The sequence below is a fragment of the Spirosoma sp. KUDC1026 genome, from assembly GCF_013375035.1.
Classification (GTDB): Bacteria; Bacteroidota; Bacteroidia; order Cytophagales; family Spirosomataceae; genus Spirosoma.
On sequence record NZ_CP056032.1, the window covers coordinates 5,657,413 to 5,675,615 of the forward strand.

Annotated in this window: 28 protein-coding genes; 6 read left to right on the top strand and 22 right to left on the bottom strand. The window is 50.2% G+C overall.

The genetic code is table 11. From position 1 onward, the window contains the following. Positions 1-30: 30 nt before the first annotated feature. The 21 genes from rplO to lpdA all read right to left on the bottom strand — a co-directional run bounded on the left by rplO (position 31) and on the right by lpdA (position 11,378). On the bottom strand, positions 31-507 hold the full coding sequence (gene rplO / locus HU175_RS23855; RefSeq protein WP_176568951.1) for a 50S ribosomal protein L15: 477 nt from the start codon (positions 505-507) through the stop codon (positions 31-33). 95 nt (positions 508-602) lie between these two features. Further along, the gene (gene rpmD, locus HU175_RS23860; protein ID WP_176568952.1) at positions 603-782 is read right to left on the bottom strand and encodes a 50S ribosomal protein L30; all 180 of its coding nucleotides are present in this window, start codon (positions 780-782) and stop codon (positions 603-605) included. A 12-nt stretch (positions 783-794) separates the two neighbouring features. Next, positions 795-1,313 (bottom strand): 30S ribosomal protein S5, encoded by a 519-nt coding sequence (gene rpsE / locus HU175_RS23865; RefSeq protein ID WP_176568953.1) that lies wholly within the window; start codon positions 1,311-1,313, stop codon positions 795-797. A gap of 7 nt (positions 1,314-1,320) precedes the next feature. Then, positions 1,321-1,674 (bottom strand): 50S ribosomal protein L18, encoded by a 354-nt coding sequence (gene rplR, locus HU175_RS23870; RefSeq protein WP_176568954.1) that lies wholly within the window; start codon positions 1,672-1,674, stop codon positions 1,321-1,323. A gap of 116 nt (positions 1,675-1,790) precedes the next feature. Further along, a complete protein-coding gene (gene rplF / locus HU175_RS23875; RefSeq protein ID WP_176568955.1) occupies positions 1,791-2,348 on the bottom strand; it encodes a 50S ribosomal protein L6 in 558 nt (185 codons plus the stop codon). 12 nt (positions 2,349-2,360) lie between these two features. Next, positions 2,361-2,759 carry a 30S ribosomal protein S8 gene (gene rpsH, locus HU175_RS23880; protein ID WP_176568956.1) on the bottom strand — a complete coding sequence of 133 codons (399 nt, stop codon included), beginning with the start codon at positions 2,757-2,759 and terminating at the stop codon, positions 2,361-2,363. Between the two features lie 89 nt (positions 2,760-2,848). Further along, positions 2,849-3,118, bottom strand: a complete 270-nt coding sequence (rpsN, locus tag HU175_RS23885) for a 30S ribosomal protein S14 (protein ID WP_163941461.1) — start codon at positions 3,116-3,118, stop codon at positions 2,849-2,851. 9 nt (positions 3,119-3,127) lie between these two features. After that, positions 3,128-3,685, bottom strand: a complete 558-nt coding sequence (rplE, locus tag HU175_RS23890) for a 50S ribosomal protein L5 (RefSeq protein ID WP_176568957.1) — start codon at positions 3,683-3,685, stop codon at positions 3,128-3,130. Between the two features lie 21 nt (positions 3,686-3,706). Beyond that, on the bottom strand, positions 3,707-4,063 hold the full coding sequence (rplX, locus tag HU175_RS23895) for a 50S ribosomal protein L24 (RefSeq protein WP_176568958.1): 357 nt from the start codon (positions 4,061-4,063) through the stop codon (positions 3,707-3,709). A 3-nt stretch (positions 4,064-4,066) separates the two neighbouring features. Further along, positions 4,067-4,435 carry a 50S ribosomal protein L14 gene (rplN, locus tag HU175_RS23900; RefSeq protein WP_012930232.1) on the bottom strand — a complete coding sequence of 123 codons (369 nt, stop codon included), beginning with the start codon at positions 4,433-4,435 and terminating at the stop codon, positions 4,067-4,069. 3 nt (positions 4,436-4,438) lie between these two features. Continuing rightward, positions 4,439-4,642: a 30S ribosomal protein S17 gene (gene rpsQ, locus HU175_RS24995; protein ID WP_255433140.1), complete on the bottom strand. Its 204-nt coding sequence runs from the start codon at positions 4,640-4,642 to the stop codon at positions 4,439-4,441. A gap of 156 nt (positions 4,643-4,798) precedes the next feature. Next, on the bottom strand, positions 4,799-4,996 hold the full coding sequence (rpmC, locus tag HU175_RS23910; RefSeq protein WP_176568960.1) for a 50S ribosomal protein L29: 198 nt from the start codon (positions 4,994-4,996) through the stop codon (positions 4,799-4,801). Between the two features lie 20 nt (positions 4,997-5,016). Further along, positions 5,017-5,445, bottom strand: coding sequence for a 50S ribosomal protein L16 (gene rplP / locus HU175_RS23915; RefSeq protein WP_176568961.1), 429 nt, complete (start codon positions 5,443-5,445; stop codon positions 5,017-5,019). Between the two features lie 38 nt (positions 5,446-5,483). Beyond that, positions 5,484-6,344 carry a 30S ribosomal protein S3 gene (gene rpsC, locus HU175_RS23920; RefSeq protein WP_176568962.1) on the bottom strand — a complete coding sequence of 287 codons (861 nt, stop codon included), beginning with the start codon at positions 6,342-6,344 and terminating at the stop codon, positions 5,484-5,486. 6 nt (positions 6,345-6,350) lie between these two features. Continuing rightward, on the bottom strand, positions 6,351-6,743 hold the full coding sequence (gene rplV, locus HU175_RS23925) for a 50S ribosomal protein L22 (protein ID WP_176568963.1): 393 nt from the start codon (positions 6,741-6,743) through the stop codon (positions 6,351-6,353). Positions 6,744-6,820: 77 nt separating this feature from the next. Further along, a complete protein-coding gene (rpsS, locus tag HU175_RS23930; RefSeq protein ID WP_176568964.1) occupies positions 6,821-7,099 on the bottom strand; it encodes a 30S ribosomal protein S19 in 279 nt (92 codons plus the stop codon). Between the two features lie 9 nt (positions 7,100-7,108). Beyond that, on the bottom strand, positions 7,109-7,933 hold the full coding sequence (rplB, locus tag HU175_RS23935) for a 50S ribosomal protein L2 (RefSeq protein WP_176568965.1): 825 nt from the start codon (positions 7,931-7,933) through the stop codon (positions 7,109-7,111). Between the two features lie 26 nt (positions 7,934-7,959). Further along, entirely contained in the window at positions 7,960-8,247 is a 288-nt protein-coding gene (gene rplW / locus HU175_RS23940) for a 50S ribosomal protein L23 (RefSeq protein ID WP_176568966.1), read from the bottom strand. Positions 8,248-8,251: 4 nt separating this feature from the next. After that, complete coding sequence (rplD, locus tag HU175_RS23945) at positions 8,252-8,881, bottom strand: 50S ribosomal protein L4 (RefSeq protein ID WP_176568967.1); 630 nt, start codon at positions 8,879-8,881, stop codon at positions 8,252-8,254. Positions 8,882-8,884: 3 nt separating this feature from the next. Beyond that, the gene (gene rplC / locus HU175_RS23950; RefSeq protein WP_176568968.1) at positions 8,885-9,505 is read right to left on the bottom strand and encodes a 50S ribosomal protein L3; all 621 of its coding nucleotides are present in this window, start codon (positions 9,503-9,505) and stop codon (positions 8,885-8,887) included. Positions 9,506-9,977: 472 nt separating this feature from the next. Next, a complete protein-coding gene (gene lpdA / locus HU175_RS23955) occupies positions 9,978-11,378 on the bottom strand; it encodes a dihydrolipoyl dehydrogenase (protein ID WP_176568969.1) in 1,401 nt (466 codons plus the stop codon). A gap of 154 nt (positions 11,379-11,532) precedes the next feature. Here lpdA and prfB point away from each other — a divergent pair. After that, a protein-coding gene (gene prfB / locus HU175_RS23960) for a peptide chain release factor 2 (protein WP_176568970.1) occupies positions 11,533-12,610 on the top strand; the annotation gives its coding sequence in 2 pieces (ribosomal slippage) (positions 11,533-11,592 and positions 11,594-12,610; 1,077 coding nt in all). A gap of 77 nt (positions 12,611-12,687) precedes the next feature. Here the strand turns inward: prfB and HU175_RS23965 are convergent. Beyond that, positions 12,688-13,704 carry a YncE family protein gene (locus HU175_RS23965; RefSeq protein ID WP_176568971.1) on the bottom strand — a complete coding sequence of 339 codons (1,017 nt, stop codon included), beginning with the start codon at positions 13,702-13,704 and terminating at the stop codon, positions 12,688-12,690. 195 nt (positions 13,705-13,899) lie between these two features. On the opposite strand from HU175_RS23965, the gene HU175_RS23970 reads away from it, so the two are divergent. From HU175_RS23970 to HU175_RS23990, 5 genes are all read left to right on the top strand, one after another. Then, complete coding sequence (locus HU175_RS23970; protein WP_176568972.1) at positions 13,900-14,670, top strand: SDR family oxidoreductase; 771 nt, start codon at positions 13,900-13,902, stop codon at positions 14,668-14,670. A 109-nt stretch (positions 14,671-14,779) separates the two neighbouring features. Continuing rightward, the gene (locus tag HU175_RS23975; protein ID WP_176568973.1) at positions 14,780-15,616 is read left to right on the top strand and encodes a hypothetical protein; all 837 of its coding nucleotides are present in this window, start codon (positions 14,780-14,782) and stop codon (positions 15,614-15,616) included. Between the two features lie 19 nt (positions 15,617-15,635). Further along, positions 15,636-16,214 (top strand): RNA polymerase sigma factor, encoded by a 579-nt coding sequence (locus HU175_RS23980; protein ID WP_176568974.1) that lies wholly within the window; start codon positions 15,636-15,638, stop codon positions 16,212-16,214. Then, on the top strand, positions 16,195-17,658 hold the full coding sequence (locus HU175_RS23985) for a hypothetical protein (RefSeq protein ID WP_176568975.1): 1,464 nt from the start codon (positions 16,195-16,197) through the stop codon (positions 17,656-17,658). Before HU175_RS23980 ends, HU175_RS23985 begins: the two co-directional genes overlap by 20 nt. A gap of 69 nt (positions 17,659-17,727) precedes the next feature. Continuing rightward, positions 17,728-18,192, top strand: a complete 465-nt coding sequence (locus tag HU175_RS23990; RefSeq protein WP_176568976.1) for a ubiquinol-cytochrome c reductase iron-sulfur subunit — start codon at positions 17,728-17,730, stop codon at positions 18,190-18,192. Positions 18,193-18,203 lie beyond the last annotated feature (11 nt).

Consider the following 18,203-nt stretch of genomic DNA (forward strand, 5'->3'; position numbering starts at 1 on the left):
GAATATAACGGCTTACGCCGTGCTCACGACTTAGTTCGCTGCTTCTTCTTTCGTTTCTTGAGAAGGTAAGATTGCCTTACCACCTGCTTTTTCGATGGCTTCCTTCGCACTAACTGAGAAGGCATGCGCATGCACTTCAACAGCGGTCGTCAGCTCACCACGGCTCAGCACTTTAACGAGGTCTTTTTTGCTAACAAGACCATGTTCACGCAGAAACTCAAGGTTAACTACGGTTACGCTTGTTGCATCCACCAATGCCTGAATCGAATCCAGGTTCAACGGCTTATATTCAACCCGGTTAATATTCTTAAAACCAAATTTCGGTACACGACGTTGAAGGGGCATCTGACCACCTTCAAAGTGAACTTTACGACTGTACCCGGAACGCGACTGCGCCCCTTTGTGACCACGCGTAGACGTACCGCCCATGCCTGATCCCTGCCCGCGTCCGACTCGCTTGCGCTCTCTGACGGAACCTTTTGCCGGTCTAAGGTTGCTTAAATTCATTATTGTATAGATATAAAAGATGATTCTTCTGGCTTTCTACAGGGCTTTATTATGAAAACCCAGACTATAGAAAACCAAAAGAATCGCAAAGATACTTAAATTTCTTCAACCTTCACTAAGTGTTGAACTTTGTTGATGGCACCACGTAGTGCATCATTGTATTCCAGTTCAATACTCCGGTTGATTTTGCCCAAGCCCAGTGACTTGATAGCGTTTTTCTGCGTTTGCGGACGGTCAATCGTGCTTTTGACCTGTGTAATACGTACCCGTGCCATAAGTGGTGTCGTTTAACCGTTGAACACTTTAGCCAGACTTACCTGCCGCTGGAACGCTACCTGGTGAGGCAAACGCATCTTCAGCAGGGCATCAAGCGTTGCCTTTACTACGTTGTGAGGGTTAGAAGAACCCTTCGATTTTGCCAGGATGTCACGCACGCCAGCTGATTCCAGCACAGCACGCATAGCACCACCAGCAATCAGTCCCGTACCAGGAGCTGCTGGTTTCAGCAGGACGAAGCCACCGCTGAATTTACCTTCCATCTCGTGAGGAACAGTATGCTTCAGAAGAGGAATCTGCACCAGGTTTTTCTTAGCATCTTCAACTCCTTTAGCAATAGCGTCAGTTACTTCATTGGCTTTACCCAGTCCGTATCCAACAACACCATTACCATCACCGACGACGACAATCGCCGAAAAACTAAACCGGCGACCACCTTTTACCACCTTAGCGACCCGGTTGATAGCAACTACCTTTTCCTTGAGGTCCGCTTCGTTATACTTTGTCGGTCTTGCTGCGTTCGTTACCATTGCTTGCTTAGAACTTGAGGCCAGCCTCACGGGCTGCATCGGCCAATGCTTTTACTTTACCATGATACAGATAGCCGTTGCGGTCAAACACAGCACTACTGATGTTTTGTGCAACCGCCTTTTCGGCTAACCGCTGTCCTACTTTTTTCGCAGTATCAGCAGTGTTTCCTTCTACTTCGCTTTTCAATTCAATCGACGAGGCCGACGCGACGGTACGGCCAGCGATATCGTCGATCAATTGCGCGTAGATCGCTTTATTTGAACGGAAAACGGAAAGCCGTGGGCGTTCAGCCGTCCCGGAAACCTTAGCCCGGATGCCAAACTTAATCCGTTGTCTTCTCTCTTGTTTATTCGTTGCCATGTTATTTGATTCCGACCAAATTGGCTCGTTAAATGATCATTGTTGGTTCACTGTAGCCATTAATTGCCAAGTACATCTGTTGTAGCCAGATACCGACAATCAATGACCTGGTGACCTTATTTTTTAGACGAAGACTTACCAGCTTTCCGGCGAACTTGTTCACCGATGAAGCGGATACCTTTGCCTTTATATGGCTCAACTTTGCGCAACGAACGGATTTTAGCCGCAACATCGCCAAGTAGTTGCTTATCCGAACCTTCCAGATAAACTTTTGGGTTCTGTCCTTTTTCCGTTACAGCCGTAACTTTTACCTCCTGAGGTACTGCTACGTAAACGTTGTGCGAATAACCCAGTTGCAGTTCTAATACGTTATTGGTAACCGATGCTTTGTAACCAACCCCGATCACTTCCAGATCAAGTTTAAATCCTTCGCTTACACCTGTAACCATGTTGTTTACCAGAGCGCGATACAGACCGTGCAGGGCTTTGTGGCGCTTTTGCTCCGTTGGACGCGTTACCTGGATCTGACCATCTTCAACGGCGACCGAAATATCCGGATCAACCGCCTGAGTCAGCGTACCTTTTGGTCCCTTAACCGTCACAATGTTACGGTCATCAACAGATAACGTAACGTTCGTGGGCAGGGCAATTAATTTCTTACCTATGCGTGACATCGTTCGTTCAGATTAATACACGTAACACAAAACCTCACCACCTACGTTAAGCACTTTGGCTTCTTTGTCAGTCATCACACCTTTCGAGGTAGAGATGATGGCAACACCTAGTCCGTTGAAAATACGCGGCAGGTTATCGGCTCCACGGTATTGACGCAGACCTGGACGGCTGATGCGTTGTAGATCAACGATAGCAGATTGCTTCGTTGTTGGATTGTACTTCAGAGCGATTTTGATGCTGCCCTGTGGGGTACTATCATCGAACTTGTAGTTCTGAATGAAGCCTTTATCGTACAATACTTTGGTAATCTCCTTTTTTATATTTGAAGCAGGGATCTCCACAATCCGGTGTTTTGCGCGGATGGCGTTTCTGACACGTGTCAGATAGTCTGCTATTGGATCTGTATTCATTCTTAGCGTTGCGTTACTTGCAAACCCTTGTTTTTGAGAAAGTTCGCAAAATTACGGAAACTGAATTACAAATAGAAGTGATGCTGGAATTACCAGCTCGACTTGGTTACGCCTGGAATTTTCCCTGCTGATGCCATTTCACGGAACGTTACCCGAGAAATACCAAATTTACGCATGTATCCCCGTGGACGGCCGGTCAGTTTGCACCGGTTATGCAACCGAACAGGCGAAGCATTTTTAGGAAGCTTGTCAAGTCCGATATAATCACCAGCGGCTTTCAAGGCAGCCCGCTTTGCAGCGTATTTAGCCACCAGGGCTTCGCGTTTCCGCTCACGTGCTTTTATTGATTCTTTTGCCATGTCGGTTGGTTATTTCTTGCCGGTGTTTGCGAACGGCATTCCCATTGCTTTCAACAGTTCGTAGCTCTCATTATCGGTATTAGCCGTTGTTACGAACGTAATATCCATACCAGAGATACGCGCTACTTTATCGATACTGATTTCCGGGAAAATGATTTGTTCCTGAATACCGAACGTATAGTTACCACGACCGTCAAAACCTTTGTCGCTAATCCCTTTGAAATCACGAACCCGTGGGAGCGACACCGCGGTCAGGCGGTCAAGGAATTCATACATTTTTACGCCACGTAGCGTAACCTTCGCACCGATCGGCATTTTCTCCCGCAGTTTGAAGTTCGATACCGCTTTCTTCGACATCGTCGGAACGGCTTTCTGTCCTGTGATCGTCGTTAATTCTTCGACGCCTACGTCAACCAGTTTCTTATCTGCGACAGCGGCACCGATCCCTTTGTTGATGACGATTTTGCTCAGACGCGGTACTTGCATTACCGACTTATACTGAAACTTGTCTTTCAACTGAGGTACGACCTCACTCAAATATTTATCTTTCAGTCTTGGCGTTGCCATTTTCTTAGACCTGTTCTAGTGTTACTTACGAACATCCGGGATAAAGTTGCCGGTCTTCTTCGAGAAGCGCTGCAACTTACCTTTGTCATTCAACTTACGGCCCGTCCGGGTTGCTTCACCCGTGGCAGGATCAACCAGTTTCAAATTACTGATATGAACTGATCCTTCCGTTTTTACCAGGCTACCCTGTGGGTTTGAAGCGGTTGGTTTCACGTGTTTGGTGATCATTGCGACACCTTCAACGCGAGCCCGATCTTTTTCAACGATCACCTCTTTCACTACCCCACGCTGGCCTTTTGAGTTCCCACCGATTACAAGAACCGTATCGCCAGTCTTGATGTGGAATTTGTGCTTTGGCAGTGTTATTTTCTTTTCCATAGCTTACAATACTTCCGGGGCTAACGATACAATCTTCATGAACTGTTTCTCACGCAACTCACGAGCAACAGGTCCGAAAATCCGGGTACCACGTGGCTCATCGTTATTGTTCAGCAGTACAGCTGCGTTGTCTTCGAACCGGATGTAAGAACCATCTTTACGACGTACTTCTTTTTTGGTACGAACGACAACGGCTTTTGATACCGTGCCCTTTTTCATGTTGCTGGACGACAGCGCTTGCTTCACCGTCACGACAATCTTGTCACCGACCGATGCATACCGCTTGCCTGTACCGCCCAGGACGCGGATAACCAGCACTTCTTTAGCACCACTGTTATCGGCTACTCCTAATCTTGATTCTTGCTGTACCATGGCTTACTTCGCCTTTTCGATGATTTCGACTAATCTCCAACGTTTGTTTTTACTCAACGGGCGGGTTTCCATGATGCGAACCATATCGCCGATACCGCACTCGTTTTGCTCGTCATGTGCGGTCAGTTTCTTCGTTTTGTGTTGAAACTTGCCGTACAGTGGGTGTTTCACCTTGCGTTCGATGGCAACGGTGATAGTTTTCTGCATTTTATTGCTGGTCACCCGTCCAATCCGCTCCTTCCGGGCGTTACGCTCTGAAGCAGCTGCTTCGGTTGCGGCAACGCTCGTGGTTTGCGGCTGCTCAGTGGCTACTACCGGTGTAGGTTCCGCCTGCGGTGCTTGTTGCTCTTCCATTGTCGTGTCTTATTGGGCTTGTGCTAATTTAGCCGTCAGTTCCGTGTTCAGGCGAGCAATCCGTTTACGGCTCTCGCGAATGCGCATCGGGTTCTCAATTGGAGAGACAGCATGCGCAAACTTCAATTTTAACAGACGATCCTGTTCAGCACCAATTTCAGTACGAATCTCGTCGGCTGACAGTCCTTTCAAATCTTCTTTTTTCATCTTGCTCGTTGCTTGGGGGATTACGCGCCTTGCTCTTGGTAATCACGACGAACCACAAACTTGGTCCGAACTGGTAATTTCTGAGCCGCTAAACGTAGGGCTTCCTGACCCGTTGCTAAATCAACACCCGTTGCTTCGAACATAATCGTGCCGGGCTTTACGACGGCTACCCAGTATTCTGGGGCACCTTTACCTTTACCCATCCGTACTTCAGCCGGCTTCTTCGTGATCGGCTTGTCTGGGAAAATACGAATCCAGACCTGACCTTCCCGTTTCATTGCGCGGGTTACCGAAATCCGGGCTGCTTCAATCTGACGGGCCGTAATCCGACCCGGCTCCAGCGATTTGATACCGAAGGTACCGAAGGCAATCTCATGGCCGCGTGATGCAATACCAGGAATCCGGCCTTTCTGCTGTTTGCGGAATTTAGTTCTTTTTGGCTGTAACATGGCCTTTGCTTACTATATAGGGCTTTTAGCCGTTAAGATTATCGTCTTTGTCCACCACCACGGTTTCCACCGCCCTGGCCGCCACGGTTTCCACCGCCCTGACCACCACGGTTTCCGCCACGATCATTACCGCGTTCGTTACGGTTCCGACCACCACGGTCGTTGCCATCGCGATCGCCACGTGGGCCACGACGGTCGCCACGATCGTTAGCGCCAGCGCTACGTTCGCCGGCTTGTGCCTGGCTCATCATTGCTGCTGGAGACAGATCACGCTTACCGTACACTTCACCCTTGAAAATCCACACCTTGATGCCGATTTTACCATAAACGGTCTGTGCTTCAGAGATAGCGTAATCGATGTCAGCCCGCAGGGTGTGCAGAGGAACACGACCTTCTTTGTATTGCTCCGAGCGAGCAATTTCAGCACCACCTAACCGGCCTGATACTTTCACTTTGATGCCTTGGGCACCAACGCGCATGGCCGACTGAATAGCTTGCTTCATTGCACGACGGAACGAGATCCGAGCCTGTAGTTGCTGAGCAATTGCTTCACCAACCAGTTTAGCGTCGATTTCGGGTCGTTTGATCTCGAAAATGTTGATCTGGACATCTTTGCCCGTGATCTTTTTCAGCTCTTCTTTGATCTTGTCAACTTCACCACCACCTTTACCGATAACGATACCTGGACGAGCCGTATGAATCGTCAACGTAATACGTTTCAGCGTGCGTTCGATAACAACACGGGCGATGGCGCCTTTTGGAATACGGGCTGCTACGTATTTCCGGATTTTTTCGTCTTCAACGAGTTTTTCCGAAAACTCTTTACCGCCGTACCAGCTCGATTCCCAGCCCCGAACAATACCAAGTCGCAGGCCAACTGGATTTATTTTTTGTCCCATTTCTTTTTATTGTTCGTTTTCAGGAGTTTCTGCTTCTGCCTGGCTCAGTACGGGTTTGGCAGCACTGTCTACAACAATCGTGATGTGGTTAGACCGCTTCCGGATCCGGTGACCACGACCCTGGGGAGCAGGGCGCAGGCGTTTCAGCATCGGACCGCCATCAACGAAGATCGTTTTTACGTACAAATCAGCGTCTTCAATTCGCTCATCTTCGTTCTTTTGCTGCCAGTTGGCAACGGCCGACAACAATACTTTCTGTAGAGTTGCGGCACCAGCCTGTGGCTGATATTTCAGGAGACCCAACGCCCGGCTAACACGCTGACCACGAATAAGGTCGGCGATCAACCGCATCTTACGGGGAGACGTGGGCACATCTTTAAGTTTTGCTACTGCTTCCATAGTTTCATGGCTGGGGCTTGGGGCTTGGAGCTAAGGGTAAAACCACCCAGGCCCTACGCCCTGCACCCTGCGCTTATTTATCGTTTGCCCTTGTCTTTCTTCGCGGTGTGTCCCCGGAAGTTACGCGTTGGAGAGAATTCGCCCAGTTTGTGACCGACCATGTTTTCGGTTACATAGACAGGTATGAATTTGTTGCCGTTGTGTACAGCAAAGGTGTGGCCTACAAAATCTGGAGAGATCATCGAGCGACGCGACCAGGTTTTGATAACCGACTTTTTGCCCGATTCGTTCTGCGTCTGTACTTTGTTATCCAGACGAAAATCAATGTATGGGCCTTTCTTAAGTGAACGTGCCATTGTTATCTATTACTTTTTGCGTCGGCTGATAATCATACTTTCAGAAGCCTTGTTCTTGTTACGGGTCTTCTGACCTTTCGCGAACTGGCCATTCCGTGACCGTGGGTGACCACCGGATGCCCGGCCTTCACCACCACCCATCGGGTGATCAACAGGGTTCATAACTACAGCACGAACGCGGGGGCGACGACCTAACCAGCGTTTCCGGCCAGCCTTACCAAGCACAACGTTCATGTGGTCGGAGTTCGATACCGAACCAACCGTTGCCATGCCGATGCTTAGTACCCGGCGGGTTTCGCCTGATGGCAGACGCAGGATAGCGTATTTATCTTCACGACCAACCAGCTGTGCGTATGTACCAGCCGAGCGGGCCATCGAACCACCTTTACCAGGCGTCAGCTCGATGTTGTGAATAATTGTACCAATCGGCATAGCCGACATTGGCATTGCGTTACCGACATCCGGCGTTACGCCCTCACCCGACTGGATGGTTTGGCCTACCGTGATGCCTTGAGGGGCGATAATGTAGCGTTTTTCACCGTCAGCGTATTGAACCAGCGAAATGCGGGCCGAACGGTTTGGGTCATACTCTACAGTCAAAACTTCGGCTGGCTGGCCGACTTTATCGCGCTTGAAGTCAATGATGCGGTAATGCTTCTTATGACCTCCACCAATGTAGCGCATAGTGCGGTGGCCTTCACTGTTCCGGCCGCCGGTTCTCTTCAGGGGCTCCAGCAGGCTTTTTTCCGGCGTGGAGGTGGTTATTTCCGCAAAGTCAGGCGCCACGCGAAAACGGGTACCTGGCGTTATTGGTCTTAGTTTTTTAACTCCCATGACTGATTTATTGGTGCAATGCTGGTTTACAGGTCAGCGTAGATATCTATTACTTCGCCTTCTGCAACCGTAATGATTGCTTTCTTGGTGGTTGGGGTTTTCCCCGTTACAACACGTCCGTTGATGTTCTTGCTCCGGCGCTTACCGAAAACACGCATCGTGTGTACAGCTTCTACGTTAACGCCGTACATTTTCTCGATGGCTTTGCCGATTTCGAGCTTGTTGGCTTTTAGTTCAACCTCAAAAGCATACTTCCCTTGCTTGTTAAGGCCCGTCATCTTTTCAGTGACGATTGGTCGTTTCAGTACGCTCATGATCTTATTTGTCGAACAACGTTTGAATGGTTGACAGCGCTTCTTCACTGATCAGCAGTTGGTCTGCATTCATCAGGTCATAGGTATTTACCTGAGCCGCTGTCGTTACTTTCGTTTTCTGTACGTTCCGGCTCGATAGTACTACGTTCGTGTCTATTTCGGGCAGAATTAGCAACGTCTTACGACCACCTACGTTCAATGCGCTCAAGAACTGGATATAATCTTTCGTACGAGGAGCTTCTAGCGTCAGGCTATCGATAACCGAGATTTTCTCAGCCTGTGCTTTTACGGCGAAAGCAGACTGGCGAGCCAGCGTTTTTACTTTTTTATTCAGTTTGAAGCTATAATCCCGGGGGCGAGGTCCGAAGATCGTACCACCACCAACGAAAACTGGCGATTTCAAGCTACCTGCCCGAGCACCACCGGTTCCTTTTTGCTTCTTCAGTTTGCGGGTCGAGTGTGCATTTTCAGCACGTTCTTTCGCTTTGTGCGTACCCTGACGTTGGTTAGCCAGGTATTGTTTCACGTCGAGGTAGATCGCGTGTTGGTTTGGCTGGATGCCGAAAACCTCCTCCGAAAGGGTGACCTTTTTGCCTGTGTCTTCTCCCTTGCTGTTATATACGATTACTTCCATGGCTTACTTCTCGATAATAACGTATGAATTTTTAGCGCCGGGAATCGAACCGCTAACAACGAGCAGGTTTTGCTCAGGCAGAACACGCAGCACACGCAGGTTTTGAACCGTTACGCGATTGCCGCCCATGCGGCCGGCCATACGAAGACCTTTGAATACCCGCGATGGGAACGAGCAGGCACCGATCGAACCTGGGTGACGACCCCGGTTGTGCTGACCGTGCGTTTGACCGCCAACCCCACCGAAGCCATGACGTTTCACAACGCCCTGAAAACCGCGACCTTTAGCCGTACCGACTACGTCAACGAATTCCTGCTCGGAGAATACATCGGCTACCGTGAGGACTTCGCCAAGGTTCAGTTCCTGTTCGAATTCTTTGAATTCAACCAGTTTGCGCTTGGGCGTGGTGCCAGCTTTCTTAAAGTGACCCAGCTCCGGCTTGTTGCTGTGCTTTTCTTTTTTGTCGCCATAACCCAGCTGCACAGCTTTGTAGCCATCTTTCTCGACGCTACGGACTTGAGTTACGACACAGGGACCCGTTTCAATCACTGTACATGCCAGAGCCTGCCCGTCCGCATTGTACACGCTGGTCATCCCGATTTTCTTGCCAATTAAACCAGACATTTGTGTTTGTTTAAAGTAAGCAGGTAAAAAATAGGTACATTCCCGCACCCGGTCCTTCCGGGTATTCGGGCCGCAAAGGTAGACAGATTATCAGACGAATCCTATATCTGCTTCACAATCAAGGCCCAAAAGACACAAAAAAAGTCAGACGCGCTGCACCTGACTCATCACGGGCAGACAATACCTAGCTTAGCAAGGTTTGTTTGCCCAAAAGTCAGATGTGGTTTCTACCGGATCGTATTGACCGCAGCGGACCTTCACCCTCGTATGTCGTTACCCGTCGTTGCGAGTTTGGGAGTGCAAAAATAGAAATTTATTTCTGCTTTCAAAAAATATTTCTGAAAGAAAGTTTTGATTATCAAGAAACAAGCGGCAAAATCAGAGCAATGCCCGTAGTCTTCCATAAAAAAAGCACCGTCAGTCAATATACGTGATATTGTTCTGACGGTGCCTTATCAATTCTATCGTTCTCCTACAGGTGAATTGCCTCGCCGTAGGCAGCTTCGGTAGCGTCTTTAATAGCTTCCGACATGGTTGGGTGCGGGTGAACCGCTTTCAGAATTTCTTCGCCCGTGGTTTCCAGTTTACGAGCGGCTACTACCTCAGCAATCATTTCGGTTACGTTGTTACCGATGAAGTGAGCGCCGAGGAACTCGCCATATTTCGCATCGAAAATAACTTTTACAAAACCTTCTGGCGTACCAGCGGCTTTGGCCTTACCCGATGCGGTGAATGGAAACTTACCAACTTTTAGTTCGTAACCAGCTTCGCGAGCTGCTTTTTCAGTGTATCCTACTGACGCAATTTCGGGCGTGCAGTACGTACAGCCGGGAATGTTGTTGTAGTTCAACGGTTCAACGTGCGGCTGACCAGCGATTTTCTCGACACAAATAATGGCTTCGGCCGAGGCTACGTGTGCCAGTGCCTGCCCCTTCGTTACGTCGCCAATCGCATAGTACCCTTCTACGTTGGTCCGGTAGTAATCATCCGTAACGATTTTACCGCGATCCAGGGCGATACCTACTTCTTCCAGACCGATGTTCTCAACGTTGGCAACTACGCCAGCCGCTGACAGCACTACGTCTACGTCAAAGGTTTTCTCGCCGTCCGGCGTCTTCACGAACACTTTGCAGCCATTACCGCTGGTATCGACTTTCGTTACTTCGGATTTTGTGAAGATATCGACCCCTAACTTCTTGTACTGCTTAGCCAGCTCTTTCGAGATATCTTCGTCTTCAACAGGTACTACGTTCGGCAGGAACTCAACGATCGTTACTTTCGTGCCCATACTAGCATACACGTAAGCAAACTCAACACCAATAGCGCCAGAACCGATAACCAGCATGGTGTCTGGTTTTTTCTCCAGCGTCATTGCCTTCCGGTATTCAATGACTTTTTCGCCGTCGATGGGAACGTTTGGCAGTTGACGCGCCCGGCCACCGGTAGCAACGATAATATGCTTGGCTTCGTATACCGTCGTTTTACCATCTTTATCCGTTACTTCAACTTTCTTACCTGGTTGAACTTTACCAACGCCACTGATAACGTCGATTTTATTTTTCTTCATCAGGAACTGGACGCCCTTGCTCATGCTATCGGCAACGCCCCGGCTCCGTTTGATCACGGCACCGAAATCAGCCGTTGATTCACCCTGAACGGTGATTCCGTAATCGGCAGAGTGTTTGATATATTCAAAAACCTGCGCTGACTTCAGCAGCGCTTTGGTGGGGATGCATCCCCAGTTCAGACAGATACCGCCGAGGCTTTCGCGCTCGATAACGGCCGTTTTTAACCCTAATTGCGATGCCCGAATGGCGGCTACGTAACCGCCAGGCCCGCTACCCACAACGATGACGTCGTATTGTGCAGCCATTATTCTCTTTTGACTAATATGGATTAAACAGGTGTACTACCCTCAAAAACAGAACGCAAAGGTAGGCGGAAAAGTTGATACCGGAGCCAAACCCATTAAGGACCTTCTTTTGTTCTATCTTTGCCAAGTCTAAATTTTAACAAACGACAAGTTCATGACAACTGATCAGTTGACCGACTTGAGGGCCAGAGTAGAGGCTCTAAGGGGGTATCTTTGACTACGACAACAAGAAAACGCAGCTAGCCGAACTTGAACAGCAGACGTTCCAGCCGGAGTTCTGGACCGATGCGGCCCGCGCCGAAGGCGTAATGAAACAGGTGCGGGGTCTAAAAAGCTGGACGACGGGCTACGAGCGTCTGAACAGTCAGTTTGGCGATCTGGAAACGCTATTCGAGTTTTATGAAGCGGGGGATGTGAGCGAAGACGAAGTTGATGCCGAAGGCGAAAAAGTCAACTCAACGCTCGAGGAACTGGAACTCAAGAAAATGCTTGGTAACGAGGAAGACCAGCTAAGTGCCGTTCTGGAAATCAACGCGGGTGCTGGTGGTACCGAAAGCCAGGACTGGGCCGACATGCTGTACCGGATGTATATGCGCTGGGCTGAAAAGCACGGCTATAACTTGAAGCAGGTCGATTACCAGGAAGGCGATACGGCCGGTATTAAATCGGCGACGATTGAAGTCGACGGGGCGCTGGCATATGGTTTTCTGAAGTCTGAGAACGGTGTGCACCGGTTGGTACGCATCTCACCATTCGATTCGAACGCCCGGCGCCATACGTCATTTGCCTCTGTTTTTGCCTACCCGCTGGTCGATGATACGATCGAAATCGACGTCAATCCAGCCGATATTGACTGGGATACGTTCCGTTCGGGGGGAGCTGGCGGCCAGAATGTAAACAAAGTAGAAACTGCCGTTCGCCTTCGCCACAAACCCTCGGGACTGATTATCGAATGCCAGCAGGAACGGAGCCAGCTCCAGAACAAAGAGGTGGCCATGCGTTTACTGAAATCGAAGCTTTACGAGATCGAAGTGCAAAAACGGAACGCGGCCCGCGCCGAAGTGGAAGCGGGCAAGCAAAAAATCGAATGGGGATCGCAGATACGCTCATACGTACTGGACGACCGTCGGGTAAAGGATCACCGCACTGGTTATCAGACATCCAATACTGAAGCTGTGCTGGACGGAGACATTGATCCGTTTATCAAGGCATTCCTGCTCGAGCAGGAATAATTTTCAGACAGGTATATACAGGAAAGCCCACTGATTTCTGATTCAGTGGGCTTTCCTGTTGTTTATGCTGCGTATCATCAATCCCGGAAAACAAACTTCGTTGCCGTTCCCGCCGTCACAGTGGAGTCGATTAGAGCTCCGCCCGGCTGGTACCGTAACACATAGCCGAACTGTCCAGCCGGTGCCGCAATCCCGCCATAGATCACCCCCGTTCTTGGGTCGGTTCCTATACTTGAAAACACGCGCGAAATGAAGGGAACAGGCGGTAAACTCGTATCAGTTACCAGGACCCGGTATGTCGCTCCTCTTAGTCGGTTCACTAACGGATCAAAATAAGCGTTCACGACGTAAAACGTTTGCTTATCGGCGCTCAGCGAGATTGAAACGGGGTTCTGATTGCCTGTGCCCACCACAAACCGGGTTTCTATCGTCTTACTACTTGGGTTGATACGGACCATCTCCCGGGTCGATAGTACGTATGCCCATAATTTACCATTGGCATCAACGGCAATGGGGTTTACGTTGGTGCCCACTACAATTCCAGGCTCTTTTACTAGATCTTTTTCAGTATCAATTACCGTCAGTGAAGCTCCTCCCTGCACGTTGCCAACAAACGCTTCGTAGTCGGCGGCCACAACGCGCTCGGCACCGGCAGCTACCGGAATTTTTTTTGTTACGGCTCGGGCCGCCAGATCAACGACCAGTACGTAGGAAGCCGCGTTGCTGTCAGTACCCCGGCAGGTGATGTATGCTTTATTTGGACCGGCGGCCCCAACAAATCGAGGATTCTCTACATCGGGAGCGGAAAGCGATGCCAGCTGAGCAAAGGTACCCACGCTGACAATCTCGACTTTGTCCTGTCCGGCGGTACTGTTGTCAACCAGGATTACGCCTTTTCCGTTGATCTCGGCATAGTCCTGTACCGATCCACCCAGCGTTCTGGCATTGACGGCGTTAAATACATCGAATTCAAAAGCCCCCCCCGCCCGGGGGATAAACGTAATAGACCCGTTGTTAGCACTGCCCGTGTTAACGACGTAAGCACCCGATTCGTAAGGCAGCACTTCGGGTTCGGTTACTCGGCAGCCCGTCAAACACAACATTAGTAATGCTGGTACGGATCTGACTAACCTTTGTTTCTTCATGGAAATGATGGAGCCAATGCCCCCAGGTTTATCAGGAGGGCGGTAAAATATTGCCCATCGTGAGGATTACAAAGATAGACGTGCTAGGTTTGCTTTTAAAACGTATTGATAAATCGACCGGGTAAATCCCGGTACAGGGGGCAGATGAAACAGGGATTATGGTCATTGGCGGGGCAACGCGCCCTAGTCACGGGTGGCACAAAAGGAATCGGTGAAGCAATCGTTCAACAGTTTCTGGATTTTGGGGCTTCCGTATTTATTGTGGCTCGTGATAATGACCTCCTGCAAGAGCAACTTACGACGTACCGCCAGCAGGGACACACCGTGTTCGGTCTGGCGGCTGACCTGAGCCAGCCAGGAACCGCCAGCCAGATCATACAGGCCGTAAGTCAGGAATGGGATCGTCTGGATATTCTGGTTAATAACGTTGGTACCAACATCCGAAAACCCACCATCGAGTATAGTCCTGTTGAGTACGACCATGTCGTTACGACCAACATGCGGTCGGTTTACGAACTGTGTCAGGCGGCTTATCAACTACTAAAAACATCCGGCAACGGTAAGATCATAATGGTGTCGTCGGTATCTGCCCTTACGCATACCAGCAGCGGTTCGCTGTATGGCATGACAAAAGCCGCGCTTCTCCAACTAACGCGCAACCTGGCTGTTGAGTGGGCTGCCGATAACATTCGGGTAAATGCTGTGGCGCCCTGGTACATCAGAACCCCACTGGCAGCCGCCGTCCTCAACAATCCCGAAAAAATGGCGGGTATACTGGCCCGTACTCCCATGAAACGGGTGGGTGATCCCGAAGAAATCGCGTCTATCGTTTCGTTCCTCAGTATGCCCGCGTCGAGCTACGTAACGGGTCAGACGCTTGCGGCCGATGGCGGTCTGCTGGCCTGGGGGTATTAGTTAGTTTCACATTTTTTTTCTGGCAACGCAACCCGATTCGGGAATCCTCCGTATTGGCGAATGAACCGGTTCAACTGTTCAGTTTTTCATCTTAAACACAGTTGACACAATGTATTCATTCATCAAATCCGCTCGCCTGATGGTAGTGGTTACTGCGCTTACTGTACTGATCGTTTCCTGCCGTCAGAGCGATACAACGCCGGCACCGGATCTGGCTATTGGTAGTACGTCGCTAGGTAATGTCCTGACAGCAGAATCCGGTCGAACACTTTACTTCTTTGCTCCCGACGCGAACGGCAATGCGAATTGCACGGGAACCTGCCGCGAAACCTGGCCTATTTTTTACCAGGAAACGCCGATGTTAGGTGGTAATCTCAAAGCCGCAGATTTTACCACCATCACCCGGGCGGACGGTGACAAGCAGACCGCTTATAAAGGCTGGCCACTGTATTACTACAAAAATGATACGAAGGCGGGCGACGTAGCCGGGGAGAACATCGGCAACGTGTGGTACGTAGCGAAGCCCAATTACACCGTCCTGATTGGTTCGGGACAACTTGTTGGTCAGGATGGCAAGAACTACACGAGTGACACAAAAGAAGGAACAGGTAATTCGCTGTTTTTAACAGACAGCCTCGGGACTACCCTCTACGCCTTCGCCAACGATAAGAAGAACAAAAACAATTATACCAAAGCTGATCTGAGCAACAACCCTGTCTGGCCCTTATTTGAAAGCTCGGTTGGTGAGATTCCGTCGGCGCTGAGCAAAGCTGATTTCAGTACGACTTCGGTCTTTGGTCGCACGCAGCTTACGTATAAGGGCTGGCCGCTTTATTATTTCGGTAATGATCAATTCAAGCGGGGAAGCACGAAGGGAGTAAGCGTACCAAGACCCGGCGTCTGGCCGGTTGTTTATAAAACCACAGCAGACGCACCAGCTAACTAAGTTGACTTAAGTCGTAACGATGGCGAACGTACCCCACATGCCTCCCCTACCCGACCTGCTGGCCGGTTGCCTGCGCAACCAGCGGCAGAGTCAGGAGCTGCTATACAAGCAGTTTTACGGGTATGCCATGAGCGTTTGTCTGCGTTATGCCCCTACCCGCGACAGTGCACTGGAGGTTCTGAACGACGGTTTCCTGAAAGTATTTACCCGCCTGGATCAGTATGACTCCGCTCAACCGTTCAAAGGCTGGCTCCGGCGGATCATGATCAACTCGGCCGTTGATCATTACCGGCAGGAAGTGCGTCACCACAACCAGGACAACCTTGAGCAGGCCGAGCAGCTTAGCGCACCGGATGCTGTCGATGCGTACAGCCAACTGGCTCACGAAGACCTGCTGATGTTGATTCAGCGACTATCACCAGCCTATCGGCTGGTTTTTAACCTGTATGTTATGGATGGATTTACGCACGAAGAAATTGCCGGACAACTCGGCATTTCGGTAGGCGCGTCTAAATCAAATCTGGCCCGCGCTCGGGAAAACTTGCGCCAATTATTGAAGCAAATCAATCAGGACGAGTATGCAAGAGTTAACCGATGACCAATTGGACGGACTCTTCAGAAAGTCGGCTGAAGAGTTTGAGCCAGAGTTCGATGCAGCCGCTTGGCAGGCGATGCAGCAGCAACTTAATGATCGTGATAAAACACTGTTCTGGAGTAAGTTACTACGCTGGGGTATGCCCGCTCTGGTCCTGCTCCTGGTAACGGGTGGTAGTTGGTACGTTTATGAAAACCGCTGGCCAAAACCTGCGGCTGCCATCAATGTGACAGCGGGTTCATCAATAGAGGTTCCTGTAGCAAAACAAGATGGGGAGCCTATTTTCCATTCTGTCAAGCCACCTTATGAGCAGCTTTTGCCGGATCAACCCGCCCCAGTCCAGGACGAACCAACGCGCGTTGGTGAAGTAATCACAGCAATTCCTGGAGGACCGGCAGAAGCACGTACCGAAACAGCGAAAAAGATAACCGAGAGTCGAATTTCTGTCCCAACTAGCCGCCGTTCAGAAGTAGTAAGGGCAAGGGTTGTTCCATCATCAGCTCCTACGTCTGCTCCGTTTGTCCCGTCAACAGATCGTCGGGTGGGGGTGTCACAATCACGTAAACCCAGCACTACTGCCCATCGAGGAGCTAGTGCGGCAACTTTTGTTCAGCGCAATGTCCCACCGCCTGTTTATCAGAATCCGGTGGCGTCACGGCCGAATGATGGTAGTCTGAATCCAGATCAACTGGTGCCGGAAACGGCTTTGCCCGTTGCGTTACCGGGTCTGGATACTTTAGCCAATAAGCAAGCCCGGTGGCCAGCGGCAGATGCATTGTCGCGACACGAAGTCGCTCAACCTGTGGTTGACGTACCGATGGTTACTCCATCGGTTCAGGAAAGGAGTTTCAATGTCCGGCTGCTGGTTTCGCCGGACCTAAGCAGCGTTGGCCTGAAAGACTTCCAGCGGCCGGGTACAAATTTCGGCGCTTTGCTCGAATATCAGTTTGCCACTCGCTGGCGGGTTCAGGCGGGGGTGTTACGTAGCGTAAAGGTTTACGAGTCGCCCGCTGGTCGTTACGAGTGGAGTAGCAATACTTGGCTGGTTCAGCCGGAAAGTGTCTACGGGCGTTGCAACATGCTGGACATTCCGCTTAACCTACGCTATGATTTTGCCCTTCGCCCCCGGCCGGATGGCCGCAAGAATCGCTGGTTTGTCAGTAGTGGTGTCACTACGTACATCATGCTACGGGAGGACTATAGCTACAACTACGCGAATCCCGTCGATCCAATGATTAATGACAGAGCCCGTCAGTGGACTACGAGCACCGGCGGCTATGGATTCAGCCACCTGAATGTATCAGCCGGATACGAACGAACCTTCAGTAAGCGTTTATCGTGGCAGATCGAGCCTTTTTTTAAAGTACCTCTGAAAGGCGTTGGTTATTACAAACTTAACCTAATAAGTACCGGCGCTTTCTTCTCGTTGCGGTATAAGCTCCGGTAAGTGAGTCGTTTACCCGTGCAACAGCGGAGCTAATTTATACGTATCAACAACTGTAATCAGATTAATACCATGAAGACCAATCCAACTACCGAATCAATGAACCGTGGCGAATTCCTGCGCAGCCTGGGCTTAAGCAGCGCGGCCATGATGGCCTTCTATTGCATGGGAACGACACTGACGTCGTGCTCCAAAAGTGACAGCAGTGACCCTGCCCCAATGCCAGGAACCAACACGAGTATTGATCTAACTTCTTCAACGGCCAGCGCCCTGAAAACAGTAGGCGGCTACATCTACCAGGGCAGTATGATCATAGCCCGGGTTAATGGAGGTGGTTACGTCGCTCTGGCGAAAGCCTGTACCCACCAGGGAACAAACGTACAGTACCGCCTGACGCAGAACGATTTTTACTGCCCTAACCACGGTTCAGAGTTCAGCACGACGGGGGCTGTTGAAATGGGACCGGCAACGCAGGCTTTAGCGGTCTATAAGACAGCCTTAAGTGCGGATGGAAATACGTTAACGATCACGGCTTAACCCGACTCGCT